Source organism: Halobacteriovorax sp. RT-2-3 (assembly GCF_047085075.1).
Lineage (GTDB): Bacteria > Bdellovibrionota > Bacteriovoracia > Bacteriovoracales > Bacteriovoracaceae > Halobacteriovorax_A.
In genome coordinates, this window is the sequence record NZ_JBKIYF010000001.1 from 381,252 (window position 1) to 403,081 (window position 21,830).

Here is a 21,830-nt window from a genome sequence, read left to right on the forward strand (position 1 = left end):
ACCTATGAAATTCAAAACAAAATTAGGCGAATACCAAGCAGTAGAAACCGCTGATGGACATCTAACACTACACAGTGGCCTCTATGATGAGAATTGTCATTCAACTGCTGGTGCCTATGAAGAAACCCTCCATAACTACGTCTATGGCTGCAGCGTCATTGACCGAGCAAACAACTCACCTATAACAATTTTAGAGATTGGCCTTGGGGTAGGCCTAGGAGTTCTTGCAACATTCAATGAAGCAAAAAACTGTCAAAATAAGATCAAATTTATCTCAACAGAAATTGACCCTGAACTAGCTCAATGGGTTTGTCGACAACATGGTTTTTCAAATGGCGAAATTTCAAATGATAAAATCAAGTTTAATATAGACGATAAATTTGAAGTTGAAATTCTAATTGGTGATGCCAGAGAAACTATAAAGAAACTTATCCTAGAAGAAATTAAAGTGGATTGTATTTTTCAAGATGCTTTTTCGCCTACAAAAAATCCTTCTTTATGGACAAAAGAATGGTTCAGGAATCTGCGTAGCTTATGTAATAATAATTCCGTAATGACAACATATAGCGCATCAGTCAAAATTAGAAAGGCCATGCTCGAAGCAGATTTTCACGTTACCAATATGAAAGGTTTTGGCAATAAACGAACGGCCACTCGTGCTTTTACTGACGGCCTATTCAAAGACGAGAAATTAGAGGGAGAGCTCAGTCGATCAAAGACTCCCCCTTTTTCAGATAAGGATTTAAATGAAATTTGATATGTTTAACTTAAAAGATAATGTGATTTGTAAGCTCTTCAACATTGAATACCCTATCATTCAAGGTGGGATGGTTTGGGTCTCTGGCTCAAAATTAGCGGCAGCAGTAAGCAATGCCGGAGGCTTAGGCCTTATTGGTGCAGGTTCAATGAAGCCGGATCTTTTAAGGGAGCATTTAAGAAAAGCTAATTCACTTTTAGATGATGGTAAGCATATTGGAGTCAATGTCCCTCTTCTCTATCGTCTTGCAGAGGAACAAATCCAAACTTGTCTTGATGAAGGCATTAAAATCTTTTTTACATCAGCAGGCTCACCTAAGAAATATACAAAGTTTTTAAAAGATCAGGGATGTACAGTTGTCCATGTCACTTCAAGTCCTGCCCTTGCAAAAAAATGTGAAGATGCGGGCGTTGATGCAGTTGTCGCAGAAGGCTTTGAGGCCGGTGGCCACAATGGACGAGACGAAATTACAACAATGTGTCTTATCCCACAAGTTTGTGACACAGTTAATATTCCTGTTATTGCGGCCGGTGGCATCTTTGATGAGCGCACAGTTGCCGCAGGCCTTTGTCTTGGAGCAAGCGGTGTCCAACTTGGAACTCGCTTTCTTATGACCAAAGAAAGTAGCGCCCACCAAAATTATAAAGATCTTATTTTAAAAGCAGGCCCTGGAGACACTCGCCTTCAGATGAAACCATACGTTCCCGTAAGACTTTTAAAAAATAAATTTGCCATGGAGTCACTTAAACTAGAACTCGAATGTGCATCAGTTGAAAAGCTCGTTGAACATTTAGGAAAAGGCCGCGCCAAGCTTGGAATTCTTGATGGCGATATTGATGAAGGTGAATTAGAAGTTGGCCAGGCCTCGGGGGCCATTGACGATCTTCCAAGTGTGGACGAGGTTATGTTAAAACTATCATCGGTTTTTAATTAATTACCAACCTTTATAATCTTGAAATTGGCCGGCCCTATAACGACGATCTAATTCTTTATAGAAGATTTTCATATATTGAAAATCTTCTACTTTTATACGAGCATCCATAAGCTCTGTATAAGTTAATTGCGTAAAGCGCTTTGCCTTGGTTAGATCATTATCGAAGTATTCACGATACAACTCGAATTGATATGGAAATAAATCAACTCCTTTAAAACCAGAGCAATATTTAAAATATGCAGTAAATTTAAAACGATCATACTCAGGACTTTTAAACCTATTTCTAAGACTAGAAAAGAAATTATTATAATAATTTTTTCTTTGTGGAGTATTAAAGTAGAGCGCTAACAATTTTCGTTTTAAATAATAATCATCAAACTTAAGATTATTATCAATACAAAACTCTAAATTATTATAGAGCTGAATCTCACGTTCAACCTGAGTATGGTACATATTCTCTAATTCAAATATTCTTTCAAAGGTCCTCAAATACAAAGAAGCTATCTTCCTCTCCTCTTCAGTATCATTCTTTAAATTTGCCATTACATAATCAAACACATCGTCTCTAATTCCATCACCATTTTTATCAACTCCTCTAAGCGTATCACTTAGATCCTGCTTTAATAGTACATGTATTGGTGGAGTTGATCTCATTTTCTCAATGATCCCATAGAGTAATAAACCTATCGCATTGGCCTGAGTAGCAAAAATGAAACAAACCAAAATTTTTAACATTAAACTATTAGTTATTTTTTTCATTTATGAAATCCGTTATTGTACCATTATCATGTTATGTCCACGATCTTTATCAGAATAAAATATTGCTGTGACAAAAGTTTTAGTCCACGATTCAGATGTAGGGTATTGCAAATTAAACATCCTATACCTAGGATATACTCTAACAACAATATCTTCGATACCATCATTATTGATATCACCATAGGAAGTAACGAATACTCTCCTGTCACATATAACATAGTCATCACTTAAAGAAGATTTTTCACATTCGTAAAAAATATAATCTAGTTCCTCACTCCCATGTTTTTTTGTATAGATTACTGCCTTATTTGAATCCTTAAGCTTGATACCAATCTCTGAATTATCTTTATTATAAAGTGTAATCTTCTTCTTATCTTTAAGAGCATACTCTTTTTCATACTCACCTGCATTTAACTGAGCTAGGTTATACAGAGTTTGAATTTCTGAAACTTTGAGAAGATATACACATGAATCTGTAGAAATATTATTTACGAGTGATTTATAGGAAATTAAATCTGTGGCCACAACATGATCACCCTTTGGCTCAACAGATGCAATGAATAAATCAATAGGTTTTAAACGATCATCAAGGCATGCCAAATCAAATGGTTTTTTTAAATCATTTTCATTATCTAAAGGACGAAAACTATATTTCTTATTTCTTGTAGAGACTATATCCACCACCTCTTTATTGAGACTAAACCTAATTTTATCATTTCTTAGAATCTTTCTATTTTTTATAAAAGTAGATAATTTAGCATAAGCATCGCTAACACTTTTCTCATAGACACGGGATTGTTTCATTATCTTGCCAAGTGTTACATCTTGATTCCGGTTGTATTTAAATTCTTTATTGAATCTTTTCTTGTATTCATCTTCAAGATTCAAAAATTCTTTATAAATAAAGTTCGAAAATTCATAATATTTTTCGAAGCGAACAAAATCACCACAAGACTTTAGAAACTGAGAAATCAAAATAGGTAATTCTTCATCTTCAATTTTTCTTTGCTGAATTCTTTGAGAAGGAATCATGCCACTAGAAAGAGCGAAGAATGCATTATATAAACGATTCTCCCATGCGTACTCAATAGCTGTAACTCCACTTGCTAGTTTCGTTAATGAATTAATACCAAAATTATTATAATCCTTAATATTTGGATTCTTTAAAGCGGCTTTGATAATCTTATCATTAAGATCTGTGTTTTTAATTTTAGCAATAAATGGAGCAAGCTCATAAAGATATTCACCAATATCCTTGCGATTAGAAAACTCCAGGATATAAAGAAGAGGTATGACATCTTCTCCATTAGAGTTTTCAAATCTCTCTACAAATGAATATCCTGATTTATATAAATCACTAATGCTATTTTTATCTAAGTAAAAGCTAGTCTTATAAGTATTCGTAACAAGCATTAGAGACTCATTAACACTAAAACCAGCTTTAGCAAGTGCCTTAGCTTTATCAAACAACGTCTGATCTTCTTTGATCATGGTAAAGATATTATTGTATTTATTTTTTCTTTTGAATGGTTCTATATTCATCAAATCAGTCATGTATGACTTTCTTGCCTTATCGCTAAATTTATATTTCGATAAAATTGGAAAAAAGTAGTCATCATACATTGATGCCTTTAATAATGTATCATTTCCAACAACGTTCGTTATTTCATCGACATTTCCATTATAAAAATAACTTAAACGTAACGCCAAAAACTTTAAAAAGTCTGAATTGTAATGATTAAATAGTATTTTTAAATTTTCGAAATTATGACTACGAACCGCTTCTAAAACATATGCAAAAGAAGAAGAATAGTGATTTACATCCTGCTTATTTCTATAGCTTACGAAATTACTTTTGTAAGCTATAAGACGAGAATACAATGCAAAAAAATATTCATCTGAGGGTATTTTTATATTTGTAAAAGTGACTTCGCCAACTTTCAACTCAGGCTTGTCTATTATAAGTTTTTCAAATAATTTCTTATTTGTTTCCAACCTTTCTTTTAATAACTTTTGGCTTTCTTTGTTTCTGACAAGCTTCAAAACGTCCTTATCTTCACAAAGAAAAAATTCGTCGGCATATAAACCGTATGTCACCTTACATGTATATACTATTTCTTCTTTTTTTATATAAATAGATTTGTATGCAAAAACTGAGTAACTACACAATAAGAAGACAACAAAGTATTTCATAATATTTTTTTTCAATTAAAACTTCCCAATTATTAATTTATCTATTTATCGACAAATAAAACCTGTTCATTAAACATATATTACTGTTTGATAATCTATATTTGTGGCGCCGCTCTGATCCTGACTATTTTTAACAGTTACTTTGTGTCACCTGTTCAATCTTTTTTTTAGATAATAACCATCTAATATTGTTATGTTTTTTGGCATGGCCCTTGCTTTATATAAAGCAAGGAGGTGAAAAAAAGTCCTAACACTAGGCACACACAACACACGCACATTACACAGACATTTTGACGGAGGAAAACGCAATGAATGCAATCGCGATGAATGGATTATCGTTTGGTTTCTATCGTGAATTGGCCATGACACTAGTATGGTATATTGGCTCACTCTCGTTGATGTTATCGCTATTTGTTTTTGTTATCAGACCAAAATTTGGTCTAGCGCAAGCGCAGCAAGCTGAATTTAGAACACAGATGGAGATTGCAAAATTTATTCACACAAGAAAGTCCCAAGTAGCATTTGGGAATGAAAAAAACTGGAAGTATCTACGTAAGCAAGTCTTTCGTATCCAAGGCACAAAGTGTCTAAAGTGTGGAATCGAGCACGACAATATGCACATTGATCATATAAAACCTAAATCGATTCACCCACACTTAGAGTTTATGATTGATAACCTTCAGGTTCTTTGTCCAAGTTGTAACCGTGAAAAGTCGAATAAAGAAGAAGTCGACTATCGCAAGGGACATCATTTAATGGCATTAGTAAATACCATTAAGGAGAATAAGTTATTAAGAGAAAGGTATACTTATGACTTTGACAAGCTAACGGGCCTTACTAAAGAAAAAATGCAATTTGAATTAGCAGCATAATCAAATGAAAGAAGGGAGCACAGGCTCCCTTTTCAATTATAGATATTCGATTTTAGTTACTGAAAATAAAAAGACGTCCTCTTCAGTTTCGACCATTGTCTCTACTGAGGAAATTGAAGGCCTACGGCCCTTATAGTACACATCGATCATACCAGCGTTTGTAATCGCATAATCAAGTTTTGAATATTTAAAAAGTTGAGTTACAAGTCCACCAGACCCACTTAAGTAATAATTTGTATACGCAGATGATCTTGTATAGTCGTAGCCAAGATCATGAGAAACATTCTTAATAAGAAAGTTATCACCTTCTCCAACATTGCAATTGAAAACATTCAAACTATTGTTCCATTCAAGAACTTGTGTAACTTCACATTCAGCTGAAATAACTATTTCATTTGTCAGCATATTTGTAATTTCAAAGTCAAATTGAAATCTTGCCGTAGACTTGGCACTTGCATTCGAACTAATAAAAATAAATGATAAAAGTAGCGTCAAAATTATTCTATTCATAAAAACTCCCTAATGAAAATTTAAAGATAGGTTATAAATTTTGAAATGAATAGAATATATTCAGGATATGAAAGTTGGAAAAACTCTCCCCGATTTTGTCACAAGAGTAACAAATTCAGACACAATTAAATAAAATCAGTCATTTATATCATCACTACCAGGATTAAATAGATTGAAATTGAGCACTAAAGTAACAACATCTTCATCAGTATCTTCAGAAACTATCTTTTTAAAATCTTCAAAAAATCTCAAGTAAAGAGCAATGATTTGTTGTCTTGCAGATTGGCTTGCATTAAAAACCATAGAACCGTAAGCATCTTTTTCTGACTTATCCTTTATATTTGCGATGGCCTTTTCAAGCCAGAACTTACGAATATCATTCATTTGCTGACGGCTACCTCGATCACTAATTTTAATTTTTCCAGCACGATAGATTCCATCGACTTTTTCAATCAATTTATTATTTTCACAAATAACTAGAATATCATTAACTTCTTTTATACTAAGGCCTGTGGCCTTTGCTAGAAACGAATCCTGATGAAAGCTAAGTTTTTTATATGCAGGTAAATCCAAACAAATAAGAACAATTCCAATATTTGGGTTATCAAAATAGTGCTTAGTAATCTCAAGGCGCATCTTATTATAATTATCAAGGAGTGGAATTGACTTGTGTGAAGTTAATTCGAAGACAAGGGCCATCGATTCCATCTCATCAAGTCCAAATACGATTTGTAAGAAATCATTTAAACACAGTCCTGTCTCGCCACTTTTTAAACGTCTTAATTTTGATGTAGTAATGCCACATGAGCTAGAGATGTCATTTAAGGATTTATTACTAAAAATAAAATCAAGTAATTTAGATGGCTCTTGTAAGGTATCTTGATAACGTAAATAGGACAAAAGAATATTTTTAAGATCAATCTTAAATATGTCACACAAAGATAAAAAGTCTTCCCATGAAGTCTTTGAATGACCTTTTTCCCAACGATGGACAATATTAGAGCTGGCGCCTAATTTCTGATTAACCCATTCTTGGCTTTTGTCACCACGAATTGATCTTATTAACTGTTGTGATAATTCATCAAAATCAAAATCTGTCGTAATACTCATAATCTCTTATCGACAAATTTCATTCATATTTAAGTGAAATATTGGATAAAAAAATGCTAGGGCCTAAGCTCTAGCATTTCCTTTATAACGTCTTATATGAAGGATAGATATCTTCGTAAGAGTTTACACCGTGATTACTATCGCGTTTAAAGATATCCTTACGCTTTAGATCCTTAACATTTTCATAGCCAGCAGCTGCGACAATTTCTCTAACGGCCTCAACTGTTGCGTGGTGAAAGTTTGCAACACGCTTACCTTTTTGATCCACATTAAGACCTTTAACGAGATCAGGGTTTTGCGTTGTGATACCAACTGGACACTTATTTGAATTACAAGTAAGAGCTTGAATGCAGCCAATTGCAAGCATCATTGAGCGCGCGCCATAACATGCATCAGCACCAAGTGCGATGGCCTTTACAATGTCAAAAGCTGTAAAAATCTTTCCAGCGGCAATTACTTTGATTTCATCCTTTAGGCCGTATTCAGTTAAAATATTAACGACAGCTGTTAGACCTTCAATTAAAGGTGTTCCAATTGAGTCAGAAAACTCTAAAGGGGCAGCACCTGTTCCTCCCTCGGCACCATCAACTGCTATATAATCAGGATAGTTTCCAAGCTCTTTAAAGGCCTCAACCATTTCGACAAACTCGTCTCTACGCCCAAAACATAATTTAATACCTACTGGCTTGCCTCCACTTAACTCCCTTAAGCGTTGAATGAAAGCAACCATCTCTGTCGCATCTCTAAACTCTTTGTGAGATGGAGGTGAGTCAACCTCAGTGCCCTGTTTAACTCCACGAATACGTGCAATTTCAGCAGTATTCTTTCTGGCCGGTAAAATCCCTCCATGCCCAGGCTTTGCACCTTGAGAAAGTTTTAACTCAATCATCTTCACCTGATCCAATGTGGCCTTCTCTTTAAAGCTCTTATCACAAAAGCCACCTTCTGGAGTTCGTGCCCCGAAGTAGCCTGTTCCAATTTGCCAAATAAGATCACCTCCACCCTTTAGATGATAGTCACTAATTCCACCTTCTCCTGTATTGTGAGCAAAGTTATTAAGCTTTGCACCAAGGTTTAATGCTTCAACTGCACGCGAACTTAGAGAACCAAAACTCATTGCAGAAATATTGAATATTGAAAGATTGTATTTCTGATCACAATGCTTGCTCCCAACCACGACTCTGAGATCTTTTTGGACTTCATAAAATTCTTTAGGATACATTGAATGATTGATCCATTCATAACCTGTTTCATAAACGTCTTTTTGAGTTCCAAAAGGTTTTGTACTAAGTGCTAGCTTTGCTCTTTGATAGATAACGTTTCTAGTTGTTCGTGGGATGGGTGTTCCATCTTCATCTGATTCAATAAAGTATTGATAGATCTTAGGCCTTAGATCTTCCATAACATAACGAAAGCGTCCAACAACAGGATAGTTGCTCTTTAGTGTATGCTCACTTTGCACCAAATCGTAAAATCCCAGTAAATAGATTGGGACTAAGATTAAGTACTGATAGTAGAAGAACTCATTAAAAAAGACTCCAGCAAATATCGTTGCCACGTTTGTAATAAGAAAAAACAACCAAAATAATTTACGTGGACTAACCCCGCGACCAAGATAGGCCATAGATACCTCATTCGTAGTGAACAAATTATGTTTTAATTTGTCAGTTTTTACTATTTATGACTTACTTATCGTCAACATTTACATTTGTTTTACAATGAAATTGCTCGTGAATTGTTAAGATTAGTTAAACACAAACACGAGAGACACCTATGTGCAAAAAGACTTATTCATTAAAAAATCTAAATAAAACAAATACACTCTTTCTTTTAATCACACCACTAATTGCTATTGCAGGAACAATTGCATGGCTTAAAATTGATGGTTTTGATTGGAGAATTTTAGCGTTATCGTTAATTTTCTATATCGCAACGGGGCTAGGAATAACGGCCGGATATCACCGACTATTTGCTCACAGGTCCTACCAAGCGAGTTGGCCAGTAAGACTTTTACTACTGATATTTGGAGCTGCGGCAGTACAAAACTCTGCACTTAAATGGTGTAATGACCACAGAGTTCACCATGGAAAAGTTGATACCGAACTGGATCCATACAATATCAATGAAGGATTTTTCTACGCTCATATGGGCTGGATTCTACTTTTAGAAGATCAAAATGAGTACAAGTACTCTAAAGACCTTCTAAAGGATCCAATGGTTATGTTTCAACATAAATTCTATCTTGGCTTCGTTGCACTTTTTAGCTTTGCCCTGCCAGCACTCATTGGATACCTATGGGTAGGATCTTGGCTAGGTGGCCTATTTGTGGCCGGTGTTGCTAGAATTGTTTTTGTTCACCATTGTACATTCTTTATCAATTCACTATGTCACGTTGTTGGGACTCGCCCTTACGATAAAGGACAAACAGCACGTGATAGCTGGATTATGGCGCTTTTCACATATGGTGAAGGTTATCATAATTTCCACCACACATTTCAAACTGACTACAGAAATGGAATTAAATGGTATCACTTTGATCCAACAAAGTGGCTCATTCGATCTTTAAACTTCGTAGGGCTTACGTGGAATCTTAAGAGAACACGTCCTGAGTTAATTCAAGCCAAAATTCAGGCCTAAACGAAGCTTATATACCTGTTAAAGGCACACCAGAATAGAAATGGTGTGCCTTTTTTTTCCTCCACCATACCCCAGATAAAAACCTTGCTAAAATTGATATATGTTCGATTTAAAGCAAGAAGATATTGGTCATGACTTTATTCTCGATGAAGAGTTTTTTGAAAACTTTACTTCATCTCATACAAGAAAATCTTATCTAAATGATATTAACCAATTCTTATGTTGGATTAGTGATTACTATAAGCTTAATGACTACGATTCAATTGAGCGTATACATATCATCAAATTTAGAAATTACCTCTCTGAATTTGGAGGTCACAATCAAAACCCTTCAACACCAAAGACGATCAATCGAAAGCTTGCGAGTTTAAGTGCATTCTTTAAGTATCTCGTCGAGAAAAATCTACTTAAGGCCAATCCTGTCTCAAGTGTTAGAAGACCAAGAAGTGAAGTTAAATCCCCTACTAATGCCCTTAACAAGCAACAGGTTTTAGAGCTATTTTATCATATGGGACAAAATGAAAAGAGCAAGTATCTTCACTTAGCACTCTTTACAACGTTTTTTACAACGGGACTTAGAAAGAGTGAAATTTTAAATCTACGTTTTAAAGATTATCAAATACAAGGCGCTAATAAGATTCTTCAATATCGTGCAAAAGGTGGAAAGCTTGGTAAGAAAGTTTTGAATCCTATCGCGATAAAGGCCCTTGATGAATATATTGAATGGATGAATGAGAATGAACGAGACACAGCAGAAAATGACTGGCTTTTTCAACCAACTAGAAATCCAAGTGATCCAACAAATTTAAACAAACCTATAAACCCGAGAACTATTAATGAGCTTTTAGACAAGTATGCTCTTAAAGCAGGTATCGGATTTAAGATTACTCCCCATTCGGCCAGGGCCACTTTTATCGGAGAGCTCCTAGAAATTGGTGTCGATATCTACACAATTGCAATTGAAGTAGGTCACGCATCAGTGAAAACAACAGGTGAATACGATAAGAGAAGAAACAAAATTAAAGAATCTCCTACACTAAAATTAAACTGGGAATAAGTTAGTTTTTTTATTTCGCACCCCATTGTTCGTATATTTTAACAAGATATAGTAGTGTCAAAAATATTACGGCCACAATATATGGTATAAGCACATCGTGTCAAAGACTCCCCTTGCTAATAAAAATTAGATGACAGAATTTTTAAGACAGTATTTTTTTTCTAAAAATAAGACTTGAAAAAGTGCCGAAACCCCTTGTTTAATGGGTCTAGAAAGACACATCAACCTGATCAAGTATAAAAATTAGCGGCCCTTAAAAAAAAAGAAATATCTATTGAGTCTTGTGTATTGAAATAGAAAGTAGGCAGTCATACACTGAATAAGAACAACACAACACGATCTTATTAAATAACATTTAAGAGATTTTATATTTTTTTTACTAAATATAAGTTGCATGTATTTAGCACACACACGCTATTGCAAAAGTTAAGGAGGAACTTGTGACTTCACCAATTCTAGCACAGAATGACGATAGATTCGTCCTTTTCCCAATCGAATACAATTCAATCTGGGAAATGTACAAAAGACACATGGCAGTTTTCTGGACTGCTGAAGAAATCGACTTGGCCCAAGATATTACTGACTGGGAAAAGTTAAATGACAATGAGAGACACTTCATTACTCACGTACTTGCATTTTTTGCAGCAAGTGATGGGATTGTTAATGAAAACCTAGCTGTACGTTTCTACAATGATGTACAAAACCCTGAAGCTAGATGTTTCTATGGTTTTCAAATTGCAATGGAAAACATTCACTCTGAAACTTACTCTCTACTAATTGATACATATGTAAAAGACGCTAAAGAAAAAGATCGTCTTTTCCACGCTGTTGATCACTTTGAGCCAGTTAAGAAAAAAGCTGACTGGGCAATGAAGTGGTTATACTCAAAAAATACATTTGCTGAAAGATTAGTTGCATTTGCTGCCATCGAAGGAATCTTCTTCTCTGGTTCATTTTGTGCAATCTTCTGGCTAAAGAAAAGAGGCCTAATGCCAGGTCTATGTACTTCTAACGAGTTTATTTCTCGTGACGAAGGTCTACACTGTGAATTTGCAGTTCTTCTACACTCACTACTTGATAAAGAAGAACAATGTAGCAAAGAAAAGATCAAAGAGATCCTTACTGAAGCAGTTGAAATTGAAAAAGAATTCATCACTGATGCAATTCCAGTTTCTCTAATTGGTATGAATGCAGACCTGATGAAGCAATATATTGAATTTGTAGCTGATTTCTGGATGCAACAATTTGGTCTAGAGACTCACTATGGTGCAGCGAACCCATTTGACTGGATGGAGCTAATTTCTCTTGAAGGTAAAACAAACTTCTTTGAGAAGAGAGTTTCTGAATACCAAAGACCAGGTATTCTTTCTGAAAAATCAGAAAACACATTCACACTAGACGCGGAGTTTTAAGAAATGTACGTACAGACAAGAAGTGGCGAGAGAGAGCCAATTAAATTCGATAAAATTACAGACAGAATCAATACACTTGCCTTTGGACTAGAAGGTAATGTTGATGCAACAATGATTACTCAAAAAGTAATCGAAGGTATCTACGACGGTATTACAACAACTGAACTAGATGGACTTGCGGCCGAAACAGCTGCATACCTTGCAACAAAGCACCCAGACTATAACGTACTTGCTGGACGTGTTGCAGTTTCTAACCTTCACAAAGAAACAAAAGGTTGTTTCTCTGAGAACGTTAAGGAAATGTACCACTATGTTAACAAGGCAACTGGTGAGCACGCTCCTCTTGTTTCAAAAGAACTATATGAAACAGTAATGGCAAATGCTGAATTACTAGATAAGACAATCGTTGATAAGCGTGACTTCAACTACGACTACTTTGGATTCAAAACTCTTGAGAAGTCTTACCTTCTTAGAATGGATGGTAAAATTGTTGAAAGACCAGGCCAAATGCTACTTAGAGTTTCTGTTGGTATCCACATGAATGACATGGATGCTGCAATTGAAACATATAACCTAATGAGCCAGAAGTTCTTTACTCACGCAACTCCGACTCTATTTAACTCGGGAACAACTAAGCCACAGCTTTCTTCTTGTTTCCTACTAACAATGAAAGATGATTCAATTGATGGAATCTACGACACTCTTAAGCAAACTGCACTGATTTCTCAGTCTGCTGGTGGTATCGGTCTATCAATCCACAATATTCGCGCAAAAGGTTCATTCATCAAGGGAACTAATGGTACGTCGAACGGAATCGTTCCAATGCTAAAAGTTTTCAATGATACTGCTCGCTACGTAGATCAAGGTGGTGGAAAGCGTAAAGGTTCATTTGCAATTTATCTTGAGCCATGGCACGCAGATATCTTCGAATTCCTAGAAATGAAGAAGAACACTGGTAAGGATGAGCAAAGAGCGCGTGACCTTTTCTACGCACTTTGGACGCCAGACTTATTCATGAAGCGTGTTGAAGAAGATGGACAGTGGTCACTATTTTGCCCACATGAGTGTCCAGGTCTAGCTGAATGTTATGGTGCAGAATTTGAAGCTCTTTACACTCGCTACGAGGCAGAAGGTAAAGCTAAGAAAACAATCCGTGCACAAGACCTTTGGTTTGCAGTACTTGAATCACAAACAGAGACTGGTTCTCCGTACATGCTTTACAAAGATGCAGCTAACGAAAAATCAAACCAAAAGAACCTAGGTACAATCAAGTCGTCAAACCTTTGTACTGAAATTCTTGAATATACAGCACCTGATGAAGTTGCTGTTTGTAACCTTGCTTCAGTTGCTCTTAACAAATTCGTTAAGACTGACAAAGATGGAAATGTAACATACGACCACAAACACCTTTATGAAGTTGTTTACCGTATGACGAAGAACCTTAACAGAATCATCGACATCAACTACTACCCAGTAATTGAAGCGAAGAATTCTAACATGAGACACCGTCCAATCGGTCTTGGTGTTCAAGGTCTTCAAGATACTTTCTTTATGATGAGACTACCATTTGAGTCTGAAGCTGCACTTCAGCTTAATAATGACATCTTTGAGACAATCTACTTTGCAGCTGTAACTGCTTCAAAAGATGATGCAATCATTGATGGGCCATACTCAACTTACGAAGGTTCTCCAATGTCACAAGGTCAATTCCAATTTGACATGTGGGGACATACTGCTCACTCAGGAAACTGGGACTGGGATGGACTAAAAGCAGAAGTTGCAAAGCACGGTGTAAGAAACTCTCTTCTAGTTGCTCCAATGCCAACGGCATCAACTTCACAAATCCTTGGTAACAACGAGTGTTTTGAGCCAATCACTTCAAATATCTACGTAAGACGTGTTCTTTCTGGAGAATTTGCAGTTGTTAATAAATTCTTAGTTCGCGACCTAATTGATCGTGGCCTATGGGATGATACTTTAAGAAATGAAATCATTGCTAACAATGGTTCAATTCAATCAATTGAAAGAATACCTGAGGATTTAAAAGCTCTATACAAAACTGTTTGGGAAGTTAAGCAAAAAGCAGTTATTGATATGTCTGCTGGACGTGGCCCTTATATTGACCAAGGTCAGTCACTTAATATCCACCTTGAAAACCCTAACTTCGGGAAACTTTCTTCAATGCACTTTTACGCTTGGAAGAAAGGGCTTAAGACAGGTATGTACTACCTACGTTCACGTGCTGCAGTTAACGCTGTTCAGTTCACAGTAAAGAATGAAGGTAAGAAAACTCCTGAGCAACTTGAGCAAGAAGCGGCAGCAATGGTTTGTTCAATCGACAATCCAGAAGATTGCCAAATGTGTGGAAGCTAGAAGTTACATTAAAATTAAATTTGATCCAACTCCGGTTGAATCGAAGTGCTAGAAAGAGGGGCCAAGGGATTTGGCCCCTCACTACATTTAGAGCGATAATATGAAAATTGAAACAAATCAAAAACAAGATAACGCAAAATTTTGGCAAGAGGGATGGGATAAAGGCTTCACAGGCTTTCATCAGAGTGAATACAATCAGGCCATGATTGATTACTTCGACGATCTTGATCTAAATGGTAAAACTGTACTCATCCCCTTATGTGGTAAATCACTAGATATGATCTATCTTGCAAATAAGGGGGCAAAAGTAATTGGCGTTGAAGTCGTTAAAGATCCTGTTGAACAGTTTTTTAACGAGAATGAAATTGAGTTTAAAAATAATGATCAAGTCTATTCTTCTAAAGATGGAAAGATCGAAATTCATAACAAGGATTTCTTCAAGATCGAAGACTTAGGTAAAATTGATTTTCTCTACGACCGAGCTTCAAATGTAGCACTTCCAAAGTGCATGAGAGAAGAGAAGTACTACCCTACAATCAAGAGACTAATCCAAGAAGAGACCAAAATTCTATTGATTACAATGGATCACGATGGATCTCGTGACTTTGGTCCTCCTTATGCAATAAATAAAGAAGAAACAAAAGAGCACTACCCATTGATTGAGCTGACTAATGAAGATAGTTCTAAGGCAATGGAGCGATTCCAAGAAGAAGGAATCAAGAAAGTAAGACGCTATATTTGGGCCAACTAAAAAAGCGGGCCCAAAGTATAAGCTAAATTAGTAATCGTAGCTTGCAAGAAGTTTTAGACAGTCAGTTTCTGGAGATTCAAACTCAGCTCCGTCTGACTCAATACACTCTTCTAGCCTTCCTTTAAGTTCAATCGACATCTCTTGACGTTCTTCTTCTGTCACAACACCATCAGCAATAATGTGTCCAGCTTCTTCAAACTCATCAGTTGTTAATGCATCATTAATTGATTCAGTCGTCGTAACAAATGGTGAAATAGTTAAAATAGTTGAAAGCTCTCTCTCAGAAACACCATCTGAATGAGCATTTAGACTTAAAAGTGTCATAACGATTAGTGCGATATTTTTCATAAACTCTCCTTTATAAACGTTTTCGTTTGTTGATATCTTTAATTAATTCTTTCGTTGTTTTTATATTCAAAGCGACTTCTTTAATTCGCTCAATTCTGTGCATAAAGTGAATACGATAGAATTGATCAATTCTATTTGTGACATCATTTGCCTTAGGCTTCTTTCCTTGTCTTAAGAGTAAATTGCTCTGTCGATACCAATCCTTATACTCGCTAGCAAGAGCTTCAAATTCATTGGCAATAGATGCGTTCTCATTTTTTGAAGCAAGCTCGAGTAAATTCATATTTTCTGTCGAAAAGGCCATTGTTTCTAGAAACACAAATGCATGTAAAACTGAGGTATCATTAGAATCTTGACGAGAATGACGATGATGAAACATCTGCGCTTTAGCGGCCCTTAAACTAGGTTCAAGTAAGAGATAATCTTCAAAGCTTTTAACATCAAGTAATGCAAGACTCTCTAAAACCTTTTTCGATTTCTCTTTTAAAGTACGACTCTTTTTAGTACTTACATATCCACTCTCTTGTAATTCTTCTAAAAGACCCTTTGGAGTAGAAATATTTGAGCGCAATTTAGTGTGGCCAAAAGCTGCTCTTATGAGCTTGTATGATTCTGTCGCACAATTTGCAGAAAAGAACTTGTAGCGTCCCATATCTTTGTTCTTATATAGATTAAGCGCATGAGAGATAAATCGTCTCTTATCACGTCCTGTTACATTCAAGTCGTATTGGTAGAGGTCTCTAAATTCTTCATAATTATATTTTTGTTTAACTTGGGCAAGTGACATGAAATCAATCTTTGCAGCATAACCACCAAAGATACCTTTGAAAAAACCGGGAGATAAATCATCAACATCGGCCGCAACACCAAGAACAAATTCGACCTGATCTCTTGTTGGACAATTCTCTATATCTAGCTTACATGCAGAAACATAGAACATACTGTGGCCAAAGCGGCTCATTGCACTCTTTCCATTAGAGGCCATAAGGTATGAAATCTTAGTTATACGATTCGTATAAAAACTAATTTCAACAAGGCCCATTTGATTAAAAATAAATGTTGAAAAATGATTATCACACTTACTTGATGTGGGCCTTATACCTGTAACATCGGCCATGAATTCATAAATAGCAAAACGCTCACATTTAAAATTTTCATCGAGATAAAAACTTTCTAAGACTGAAGAAAACTCTTTAGCTGGTGATTTGAAATCTGATTCTAGATTAAGAGACTTGTAAATAACTTGCCTCTTTCTTACGCCCCCATGATGAATCGTACGTAGACTTCTTTTCCAATTTGTCAGTGAAAGGAATTGATCCCTATGGGCCTCACTTAACTTACGAAACTCTAGTTCTCCAGCAATAGCTGGCACTATCATTAGGCACATGATGAGTGTCGTAAATAATTTGGAAGTTAGACGTAATTTCATAATTACTATAATTACGCTAAACTAAGGCCATTCAGTTAAGAAATGAAAGAATGTTAGAGGCCGTCTACTCTCTAGACGGCCATTAAATATATGAAATTATGGAATTTTTAGTTCGCGTTAGCGCTTGCTTGAACAAAACTATAGTAGAAAACCGCATTTGGATCATTAGAGACTTTCTTTAGCTCAATTCTCATCTCATCAACTGTCTCTTGATCCACACGTCCTTCTTTTACAAGTTGAGGGGCAGCAGATAATAGCAGCTCACACCAGTAATCGATGAATTCCTTTCTCTTATCGGGACGTCGATTATCAAGGTGCCACGTCTTTGATTCGACCTTAATATTTCTAAAACCTTGTTGCATAAGAAGGTTTCCAAGTTTAGCACCAATAAACGGGTCACCGCCCATATCGTATTGATAGTCATTAAAGGCCTGCCAATACTTCCAAGTATTTGGAGAATATGGATCAAGAAGAAAACTAGAATTCATAACTTCAGTAATATAAATACGCCCGCCAGGTCTAAGAACTCTTCTTGCTTCTGAGAGAACCTTTGCTGGTTCAGGCACATGCTCAAGAATCCAACACAGAAATGCTCCATCAAACTTACGTGAATCAAAAGTTAAATTTGTTGCATCCATCTGATGCAGTTCAAAACGATCCTTAAAAGCACCATTAAGAGTGCTCCCGAGAAATTCCTTTGCAGAGGCAAGCTGATGTTCACTGCGGTCGACGCAAGTAATGTGCATATCAGGAAATCTTCTTAAAAGTATTTCCGTTTGAGCACCAACGCCACATCCAATCTCAATTAATTCCTTTACCCTCGAAAGATTTACATCCTTATAAACAGTTTGTTCTGCAAAACGGGCCTGAGCACGTAAGCGATCCTGTTCAGTTTGGTCAAAACCATGAAGATATGGAAACTCGCTAGGATTTACATTATTATTATTTTCATTATTATCAGACATAGATTACCTCAATAAAGTTTGGGTTATTATATCATGAATGGCCCAAGCGTGATAGATTTGCTAAGTTATGAGAAATCGTTTTCGGAGTAAATTATGCAGTTAATATTAGGAAGTTCATCACAGTTTCGCCAAGCACAATTAAAACAGCTAGGCCTAGAATTCACATGTATTTCACCAAATATTGATGAAGAGGCCATAAAAACACAAGGCCTTACTCCACTTGAGGTTTCTCGTGAATTATCTCTACAAAAAGCACAAGAGGTTCTCAAAACTAATCCTGAATCAATTATCATCGGTGGAGACCAAGTCCTAAACTTCAATGGAGAGATTTTTAATAAGCCAGAAACACCAGAAAATGCTTTTAATCACTTAAAGCGCCTACAGGGTAGTACGCATGAGCTCATTACAAGCATTGCTGTCATCTCAAAAGAAAAGCAAGTGATTGAGACTGTCGTCTCTAAAATGAAGATGAAACCATTAACAGATGAACAGATCAAGCGCTATATCGAAATTGATGAGCCACTATGGAGCTGTGGTGCTTATAAACTTGAAACACTTGGGATCGCGCTTTTTGATGAAGTCGAATGTCCAGATCACTCTTCAATAATCGGGCTACCACTTATATCACTCTCAAAAATCTTAGAAGATTTCGGTATCAAGGTTCTATAAATAACTGAAAAAACTAGTAAAACAAATATCTGACTAAATAACTCCCTCAATATTGCCGATGAATAATTGGTATTGATAAATATGAGGGAGTTATCATGATGAGAAAGAGTGCAATAGTTGCTCTTATGGCAACCAGCTTATTCGTTTCGAGTTGTACGAAAGACTATGCAGACATAAATAGAAAAATATCATCAGTAAGTCTCTACGGCCCAGAGGTCGAAACCTATTATGATCATGAAGAATTAGAAAATTATCAAAATAGAATCGAAGAAATTCTAGTCTGGCGCCACAACGCTATTGATTTCATTATCGACATACAAGAACAGAAAGTCTTAAAGAGTAGTCAAATCACTACAATGCACGAAGAAGGAACTGAAACCTACAAACGATTTAGAGATTCGGTATGGCCAAAAATTGATGAAACCAAATGGATTGTTGATCGCTATAACGAAGTAATTATCACAACAGATCGTCCATCAGAAATTTTAAAGAAGAAAAAGAAAGTAAGAACGAATCATAATCAAAAAAGAGATGCCCACGAAAATTATCGTTGGCAGAAATACAAAGAGATTACAATTAACCCAACTGATGAATTAGGTAAGGCCCTTATCTATGACATGAAGATGTCTATCGCTACAGCTCTTGTTATGTACGATAATTACATGATTGTACTTTCACAAATACAAGAGATGAAAAAGATTCGCCACCTCATTAACTACGATAATGCTGAATTAAAAAATCAACTAGCAAAGATTACTTTTAGCTACAACAAATATGACAATTACAATCGCGTTGAACGAGGCTTAGAACAATACCAAAACCTTCTAAAGTTCTATGCTGAAAATAATATTGCAACAGACCGTGCTAATTACTACCTAGATTCTCTCATTCAATCATCTATTAGTTTTGATAAATTAAATAAGGAATTTAAAAAAGGAATTCTTGGTAGAAAGATTTCGATGATCTGGCGCTATATTGGCGACTACTTTAAAGAGAGTAAAAATAATGCCACCCATATTATTTCAAAAGGTTTTGGAAACACTGCAGGTCTTGTTCAAACAAGACGTGGAAAGCTTTATGATCCATCTCCAGAAAAAATTCAGGAGCTTGAGGCACAACTACAACCTCTTGATGTTTTACTAGAAAAGACACCATTTAGACTTACAGATAAATTCATTCCTGGTCACTGGGGACACGTTGCCATTTGGACTGGAAATAAGGCCCAGCTTCAAGAATTAGGAATATGGGATCATCCTGAGGTCGTCCCTTTCCACGATGAGATCGAAAATAAAGGAAAGCGAATTATTGAAGCACTTAGACCAGGTGTTCAGTACAATACTCTTCATCACTTTATGGACATTGATGACCTAGCTGCTGTTCGCTACCAAAGAGAGTTAACTCGTGAGCAAAAACAGGATTACTTAATCAATGCTTTCAAACAAGTTGGTAAGGTCTATGACTTTAACTTTGATGTTGAGACTGATGAGAGAATTGTTTGTTCAGAACTTGCTTACGTCACATTTGATGATATGGAATGGCCTGTGGCCAAGGCCGCTGGGCGCTATACAATCTCACCTGATAACGTTGGTGAAAAAGTTGGAGATGATAAATCATTTACAACAGTTCTACTGATTCACGACGGAAAAGAAGTAGCAAAGGATCTCAATGGAAACTTTGCTCAACTTATGAAAGATAGTACTTTAATTAAATAGATTACAATCGATTTAAAACAGAGAATTTCCAAGCTGGGGAATTCTCTGTTTTTTCAAAGAATACCTCTTCACTTACACTAAATTCACTTCGGTCAAACTCAGGAAAGAACACATCGGCTTCTCCTTCAAAATCAACTTCAGTTAAATAGATTCTATCAACCATTGGTAGGTAATATTCGTAAATGAATGAGCCACCAATAACCACGGCCTCTTCTACTCCAGCAGCTTTTAAATTATCTAAGACTTCTAGTGGATTAGAAAAAACTTCGCAACCTTCTATCGTTAAAGAAGGATCACGAGAGACGACAATATTGCGTCTTTTTGGCAGAGGCCTGCCGATTGAATCATAGGTTTTTCTTCCCATAATAATCGGCTTGCCACTTGTTATTTTTTTAAAATTTTTAAGGTCCTCGCTAATATGCCAAAGCAGATCATTGCCCTTGCCTATTTCACGATTCTTCCCTATTCCAACAATTAACGAAAGGATCAAACTGAAACCTCTCCTGCAATATGTGGATGGGCCTCATAGCCTTCAAGCTTGAAGTCTTCATAAGTAAATTCAAAGATTGATGTGATCTCTGGATTTACCCACATCTTTGGAAGTGGATGTGGCTCACGCGTTAGCTGAAGCTTTGCTTGATCCAGGTGATTTAAGTAAAGGTGAGCGTCACCCATTGTGTGAACAAAATCACCAAGCTTAAGACCCGTAACTTGCGCTAGCATCATTGTGAATAATGCGTATGAAGCGATATTAAATGGAACACCTAAGAAGATATCTGCAGATCTTTGATAAAGCTGACAAGATAATTTCATATCAGGTGAAACATAGAATTGAATAAATGAGTGACACGGTGGAAGTGCCATATTATCAACATCGGCCGGATTCCATGCAGTTAAAATATGACGACGAGAAAATGGATTTTCACGTAAACCTTTTACAAGATTTGCAACTTGGTCAACTTCGTCTCCATTTGGAGTTTTCCAGTGACGCCATTGGTATCCATAAACAGGTCCAAGATCACCGTTTTCATCTGCCCATTCATCCCAGATGCGAACTTTATTTTCTTTAAGATATGCAATATTTGTATCACCTTTTAGAAACCAAAGAAGTTCATGAATGATTGAACGAAGGTGACATTTCTTAGTAGTAACTAAAGGAAATCCTTCTTCTAAATTATAACGAGCTTGATAACCAAAAACTGAAATTGTTCCCGTACCTGTGCGATCTTCTTTCTTTTGACCGTTTTCAAGCACGTGTTTCATAAGATCTAAGTATTGTCTCATCCGTGTGTCTCCCAAGGTTGTGTGTGTTTTCTCTAAACTCAATTATAACGAAATAAGC

General features: G+C 36.0%; 20 protein-coding genes. 10 read left to right on the forward strand and 10 right to left on the reverse strand.

Translation table 11 applies throughout. The annotated features are described in order from the left end of the window. The first annotated feature begins 4 nt into the window (after positions 1-4). On the forward strand, positions 5-757 hold the full coding sequence (gene mnmD / locus ACMAYX_RS01735) for a tRNA (5-methylaminomethyl-2-thiouridine)(34)-methyltransferase MnmD (protein ID WP_412471446.1): 753 nt from the start codon (positions 5-7) through the stop codon (positions 755-757). Further along, positions 747-1,691, forward strand: coding sequence for an NAD(P)H-dependent flavin oxidoreductase (locus ACMAYX_RS01740; protein WP_412471447.1), 945 nt, complete (start codon positions 747-749; stop codon positions 1,689-1,691). Before mnmD ends, ACMAYX_RS01740 begins: the two co-directional genes overlap by 11 nt. Here the strand turns inward: ACMAYX_RS01740 and ACMAYX_RS01745 are convergent, their stop codons facing one another. Next, the gene (locus ACMAYX_RS01745; RefSeq protein ID WP_103217265.1) at positions 1,692-2,450 is read right to left on the reverse strand and encodes a hypothetical protein; all 759 of its coding nucleotides are present in this window, start codon (positions 2,448-2,450) and stop codon (positions 1,692-1,694) included. A 12-nt stretch (positions 2,451-2,462) separates the two neighbouring features. Further along, positions 2,463-4,658 carry a hypothetical protein gene (locus ACMAYX_RS01750; protein WP_412471448.1) on the reverse strand — a complete coding sequence of 732 codons (2,196 nt, stop codon included), beginning with the start codon at positions 4,656-4,658 and terminating at the stop codon, positions 2,463-2,465. 293 nt (positions 4,659-4,951) lie between these two features. Here ACMAYX_RS01750 and ACMAYX_RS01755 point away from each other — a divergent pair, with 293 nt between their 5' ends. Further along, positions 4,952-5,515: an HNH endonuclease gene (locus ACMAYX_RS01755; RefSeq protein ID WP_103217267.1), complete on the forward strand. Its 564-nt coding sequence runs from the start codon at positions 4,952-4,954 to the stop codon at positions 5,513-5,515. Positions 5,516-5,551: 36 nt separating this feature from the next. Here the strand turns inward: ACMAYX_RS01755 and ACMAYX_RS01760 are convergent, their stop codons facing one another. From ACMAYX_RS01760 to ACMAYX_RS01770, 3 genes are all read right to left on the reverse strand, one after another. Continuing rightward, positions 5,552-6,025 (reverse strand): hypothetical protein, encoded by a 474-nt coding sequence (locus tag ACMAYX_RS01760; RefSeq protein ID WP_103217268.1) that lies wholly within the window; start codon positions 6,023-6,025, stop codon positions 5,552-5,554. A gap of 135 nt (positions 6,026-6,160) precedes the next feature. Then, complete coding sequence (locus ACMAYX_RS01765; RefSeq protein ID WP_392991890.1) at positions 6,161-7,135, reverse strand: DUF4423 domain-containing protein; 975 nt, start codon at positions 7,133-7,135, stop codon at positions 6,161-6,163. Between the two features lie 82 nt (positions 7,136-7,217). Further along, a complete protein-coding gene (locus ACMAYX_RS01770) occupies positions 7,218-8,759 on the reverse strand; it encodes an FMN-binding glutamate synthase family protein (protein ID WP_103217270.1) in 1,542 nt (513 codons plus the stop codon). 149 nt (positions 8,760-8,908) lie between these two features. Here ACMAYX_RS01770 and ACMAYX_RS01775 point away from each other — a divergent pair, with 149 nt between their 5' ends. The 5 genes from ACMAYX_RS01775 to ACMAYX_RS01795 all read left to right on the forward strand — a co-directional run bounded on the left by ACMAYX_RS01775 (position 8,909) and on the right by ACMAYX_RS01795 (position 15,365). Continuing rightward, complete coding sequence (locus ACMAYX_RS01775; protein ID WP_392991886.1) at positions 8,909-9,772, forward strand: acyl-CoA desaturase; 864 nt, start codon at positions 8,909-8,911, stop codon at positions 9,770-9,772. A gap of 100 nt (positions 9,773-9,872) precedes the next feature. Beyond that, positions 9,873-10,829, forward strand: a complete 957-nt coding sequence (locus ACMAYX_RS01780; RefSeq protein WP_412462635.1) for a tyrosine-type recombinase/integrase — start codon at positions 9,873-9,875, stop codon at positions 10,827-10,829. A 440-nt stretch (positions 10,830-11,269) separates the two neighbouring features. After that, positions 11,270-12,241 carry a ribonucleotide-diphosphate reductase subunit beta gene (locus ACMAYX_RS01785; RefSeq protein ID WP_233189698.1) on the forward strand — a complete coding sequence of 324 codons (972 nt, stop codon included), beginning with the start codon at positions 11,270-11,272 and terminating at the stop codon, positions 12,239-12,241. Between the two features lie 3 nt (positions 12,242-12,244). Next, positions 12,245-14,614, forward strand: a complete 2,370-nt coding sequence (locus ACMAYX_RS01790) for a ribonucleoside-diphosphate reductase subunit alpha (protein WP_103217273.1) — start codon at positions 12,245-12,247, stop codon at positions 14,612-14,614. A gap of 100 nt (positions 14,615-14,714) precedes the next feature. Further along, a complete protein-coding gene (locus ACMAYX_RS01795) occupies positions 14,715-15,365 on the forward strand; it encodes a hypothetical protein (protein ID WP_412471449.1) in 651 nt (216 codons plus the stop codon). A gap of 27 nt (positions 15,366-15,392) precedes the next feature. Here the strand turns inward: ACMAYX_RS01795 and ACMAYX_RS01800 are convergent, their stop codons facing one another. The 3 genes from ACMAYX_RS01800 to ACMAYX_RS01810 form a co-directional block, all read right to left on the reverse strand. Continuing rightward, entirely contained in the window at positions 15,393-15,713 is a 321-nt protein-coding gene (locus tag ACMAYX_RS01800) for a hypothetical protein (protein WP_103217275.1), read from the reverse strand. Positions 15,714-15,723: 10 nt separating this feature from the next. Further along, positions 15,724-17,142, reverse strand: coding sequence for a DUF4105 domain-containing protein (locus tag ACMAYX_RS01805; protein ID WP_412471450.1), 1,419 nt, complete (start codon positions 17,140-17,142; stop codon positions 15,724-15,726). Between the two features lie 107 nt (positions 17,143-17,249). Beyond that, complete coding sequence (locus ACMAYX_RS01810) at positions 17,250-18,107, reverse strand: methyltransferase domain-containing protein (protein WP_412471451.1); 858 nt, start codon at positions 18,105-18,107, stop codon at positions 17,250-17,252. 93 nt (positions 18,108-18,200) lie between these two features. Between ACMAYX_RS01810 and ACMAYX_RS01815 the strand changes: the two genes are divergently transcribed. Next, complete coding sequence (locus ACMAYX_RS01815) at positions 18,201-18,776, forward strand: Maf family protein (RefSeq protein WP_103217278.1); 576 nt, start codon at positions 18,201-18,203, stop codon at positions 18,774-18,776. Between the two features lie 95 nt (positions 18,777-18,871). Then, the gene (locus tag ACMAYX_RS01820; RefSeq protein WP_412471452.1) at positions 18,872-20,488 is read left to right on the forward strand and encodes a YiiX/YebB-like N1pC/P60 family cysteine hydrolase; all 1,617 of its coding nucleotides are present in this window, start codon (positions 18,872-18,874) and stop codon (positions 20,486-20,488) included. Between the two features lies 1 nt (position 20,489). Here the strand turns inward: ACMAYX_RS01820 and ACMAYX_RS01825 are convergent, their stop codons facing one another. Then, positions 20,490-20,978, reverse strand: coding sequence for a dihydrofolate reductase (locus ACMAYX_RS01825; RefSeq protein ID WP_199177521.1), 489 nt, complete (start codon positions 20,976-20,978; stop codon positions 20,490-20,492). Continuing rightward, entirely contained in the window at positions 20,975-21,772 is a 798-nt protein-coding gene (locus tag ACMAYX_RS01830) for a thymidylate synthase (RefSeq protein WP_103217280.1), read from the reverse strand. Before ACMAYX_RS01830 ends, ACMAYX_RS01825 begins: the two co-directional genes overlap by 4 nt. Positions 21,773-21,830 lie beyond the last annotated feature (58 nt).

Bases quoted from the DNA above. Each gene is read 5' to 3' on its own strand.
- ACMAYX_RS01800 (WP_103217275.1), bottom strand. From the start codon at position 15,713: ATGAAAAATATCGCACTAATCGTTATGACACTTTTAAGTCTAAATGCT.
- ACMAYX_RS01765 (WP_392991890.1), bottom strand. From the start codon at position 7,135: ATGAGTATTACGACAGATTTTGATTTTGATGAATTATCACAACAGTTA.
- ACMAYX_RS01770 (WP_103217270.1), bottom strand. From the start codon at position 8,759: ATGGCCTATCTTGGTCGCGGGGTTAGTCCACGTAAATTATTTTGGTTG.
- ACMAYX_RS01810 (WP_412471451.1), bottom strand. From the start codon at position 18,107: ATGTCTGATAATAATGAAAATAATAATAATGTAAATCCTAGCGAGTTT.
- mnmD (WP_412471446.1), top strand. From the start codon at position 5: ATGAAATTCAAAACAAAATTAGGCGAATACCAAGCAGTAGAAACCGCT.
- ACMAYX_RS01755 (WP_103217267.1), top strand. From the start codon at position 4,952: ATGAATGCAATCGCGATGAATGGATTATCGTTTGGTTTCTATCGTGAA.
- ACMAYX_RS01790 (WP_103217273.1), top strand. From the start codon at position 12,245: ATGTACGTACAGACAAGAAGTGGCGAGAGAGAGCCAATTAAATTCGAT.
- ACMAYX_RS01820 (WP_412471452.1), top strand. From the start codon at position 18,872: ATGATGAGAAAGAGTGCAATAGTTGCTCTTATGGCAACCAGCTTATTC.
- ACMAYX_RS01795 (WP_412471449.1), top strand. From the start codon at position 14,715: ATGAAAATTGAAACAAATCAAAAACAAGATAACGCAAAATTTTGGCAA.
- ACMAYX_RS01760 (WP_103217268.1), bottom strand. From the start codon at position 6,025: ATGAATAGAATAATTTTGACGCTACTTTTATCATTTATTTTTATTAGT.
- ACMAYX_RS01815 (WP_103217278.1), top strand. From the start codon at position 18,201: ATGCAGTTAATATTAGGAAGTTCATCACAGTTTCGCCAAGCACAATTA.
- ACMAYX_RS01830 (WP_103217280.1), bottom strand. From the start codon at position 21,772: ATGAGACAATACTTAGATCTTATGAAACACGTGCTTGAAAACGGTCAA.
- ACMAYX_RS01740 (WP_412471447.1), top strand. From the start codon at position 747: ATGAAATTTGATATGTTTAACTTAAAAGATAATGTGATTTGTAAGCTC.
- ACMAYX_RS01805 (WP_412471450.1), bottom strand. From the start codon at position 17,142: ATGAAATTACGTCTAACTTCCAAATTATTTACGACACTCATCATGTGC.
- ACMAYX_RS01780 (WP_412462635.1), top strand. From the start codon at position 9,873: ATGTTCGATTTAAAGCAAGAAGATATTGGTCATGACTTTATTCTCGAT.
- ACMAYX_RS01775 (WP_392991886.1), top strand. From the start codon at position 8,909: ATGTGCAAAAAGACTTATTCATTAAAAAATCTAAATAAAACAAATACA.
- ACMAYX_RS01745 (WP_103217265.1), bottom strand. From the start codon at position 2,450: ATGAAAAAAATAACTAATAGTTTAATGTTAAAAATTTTGGTTTGTTTC.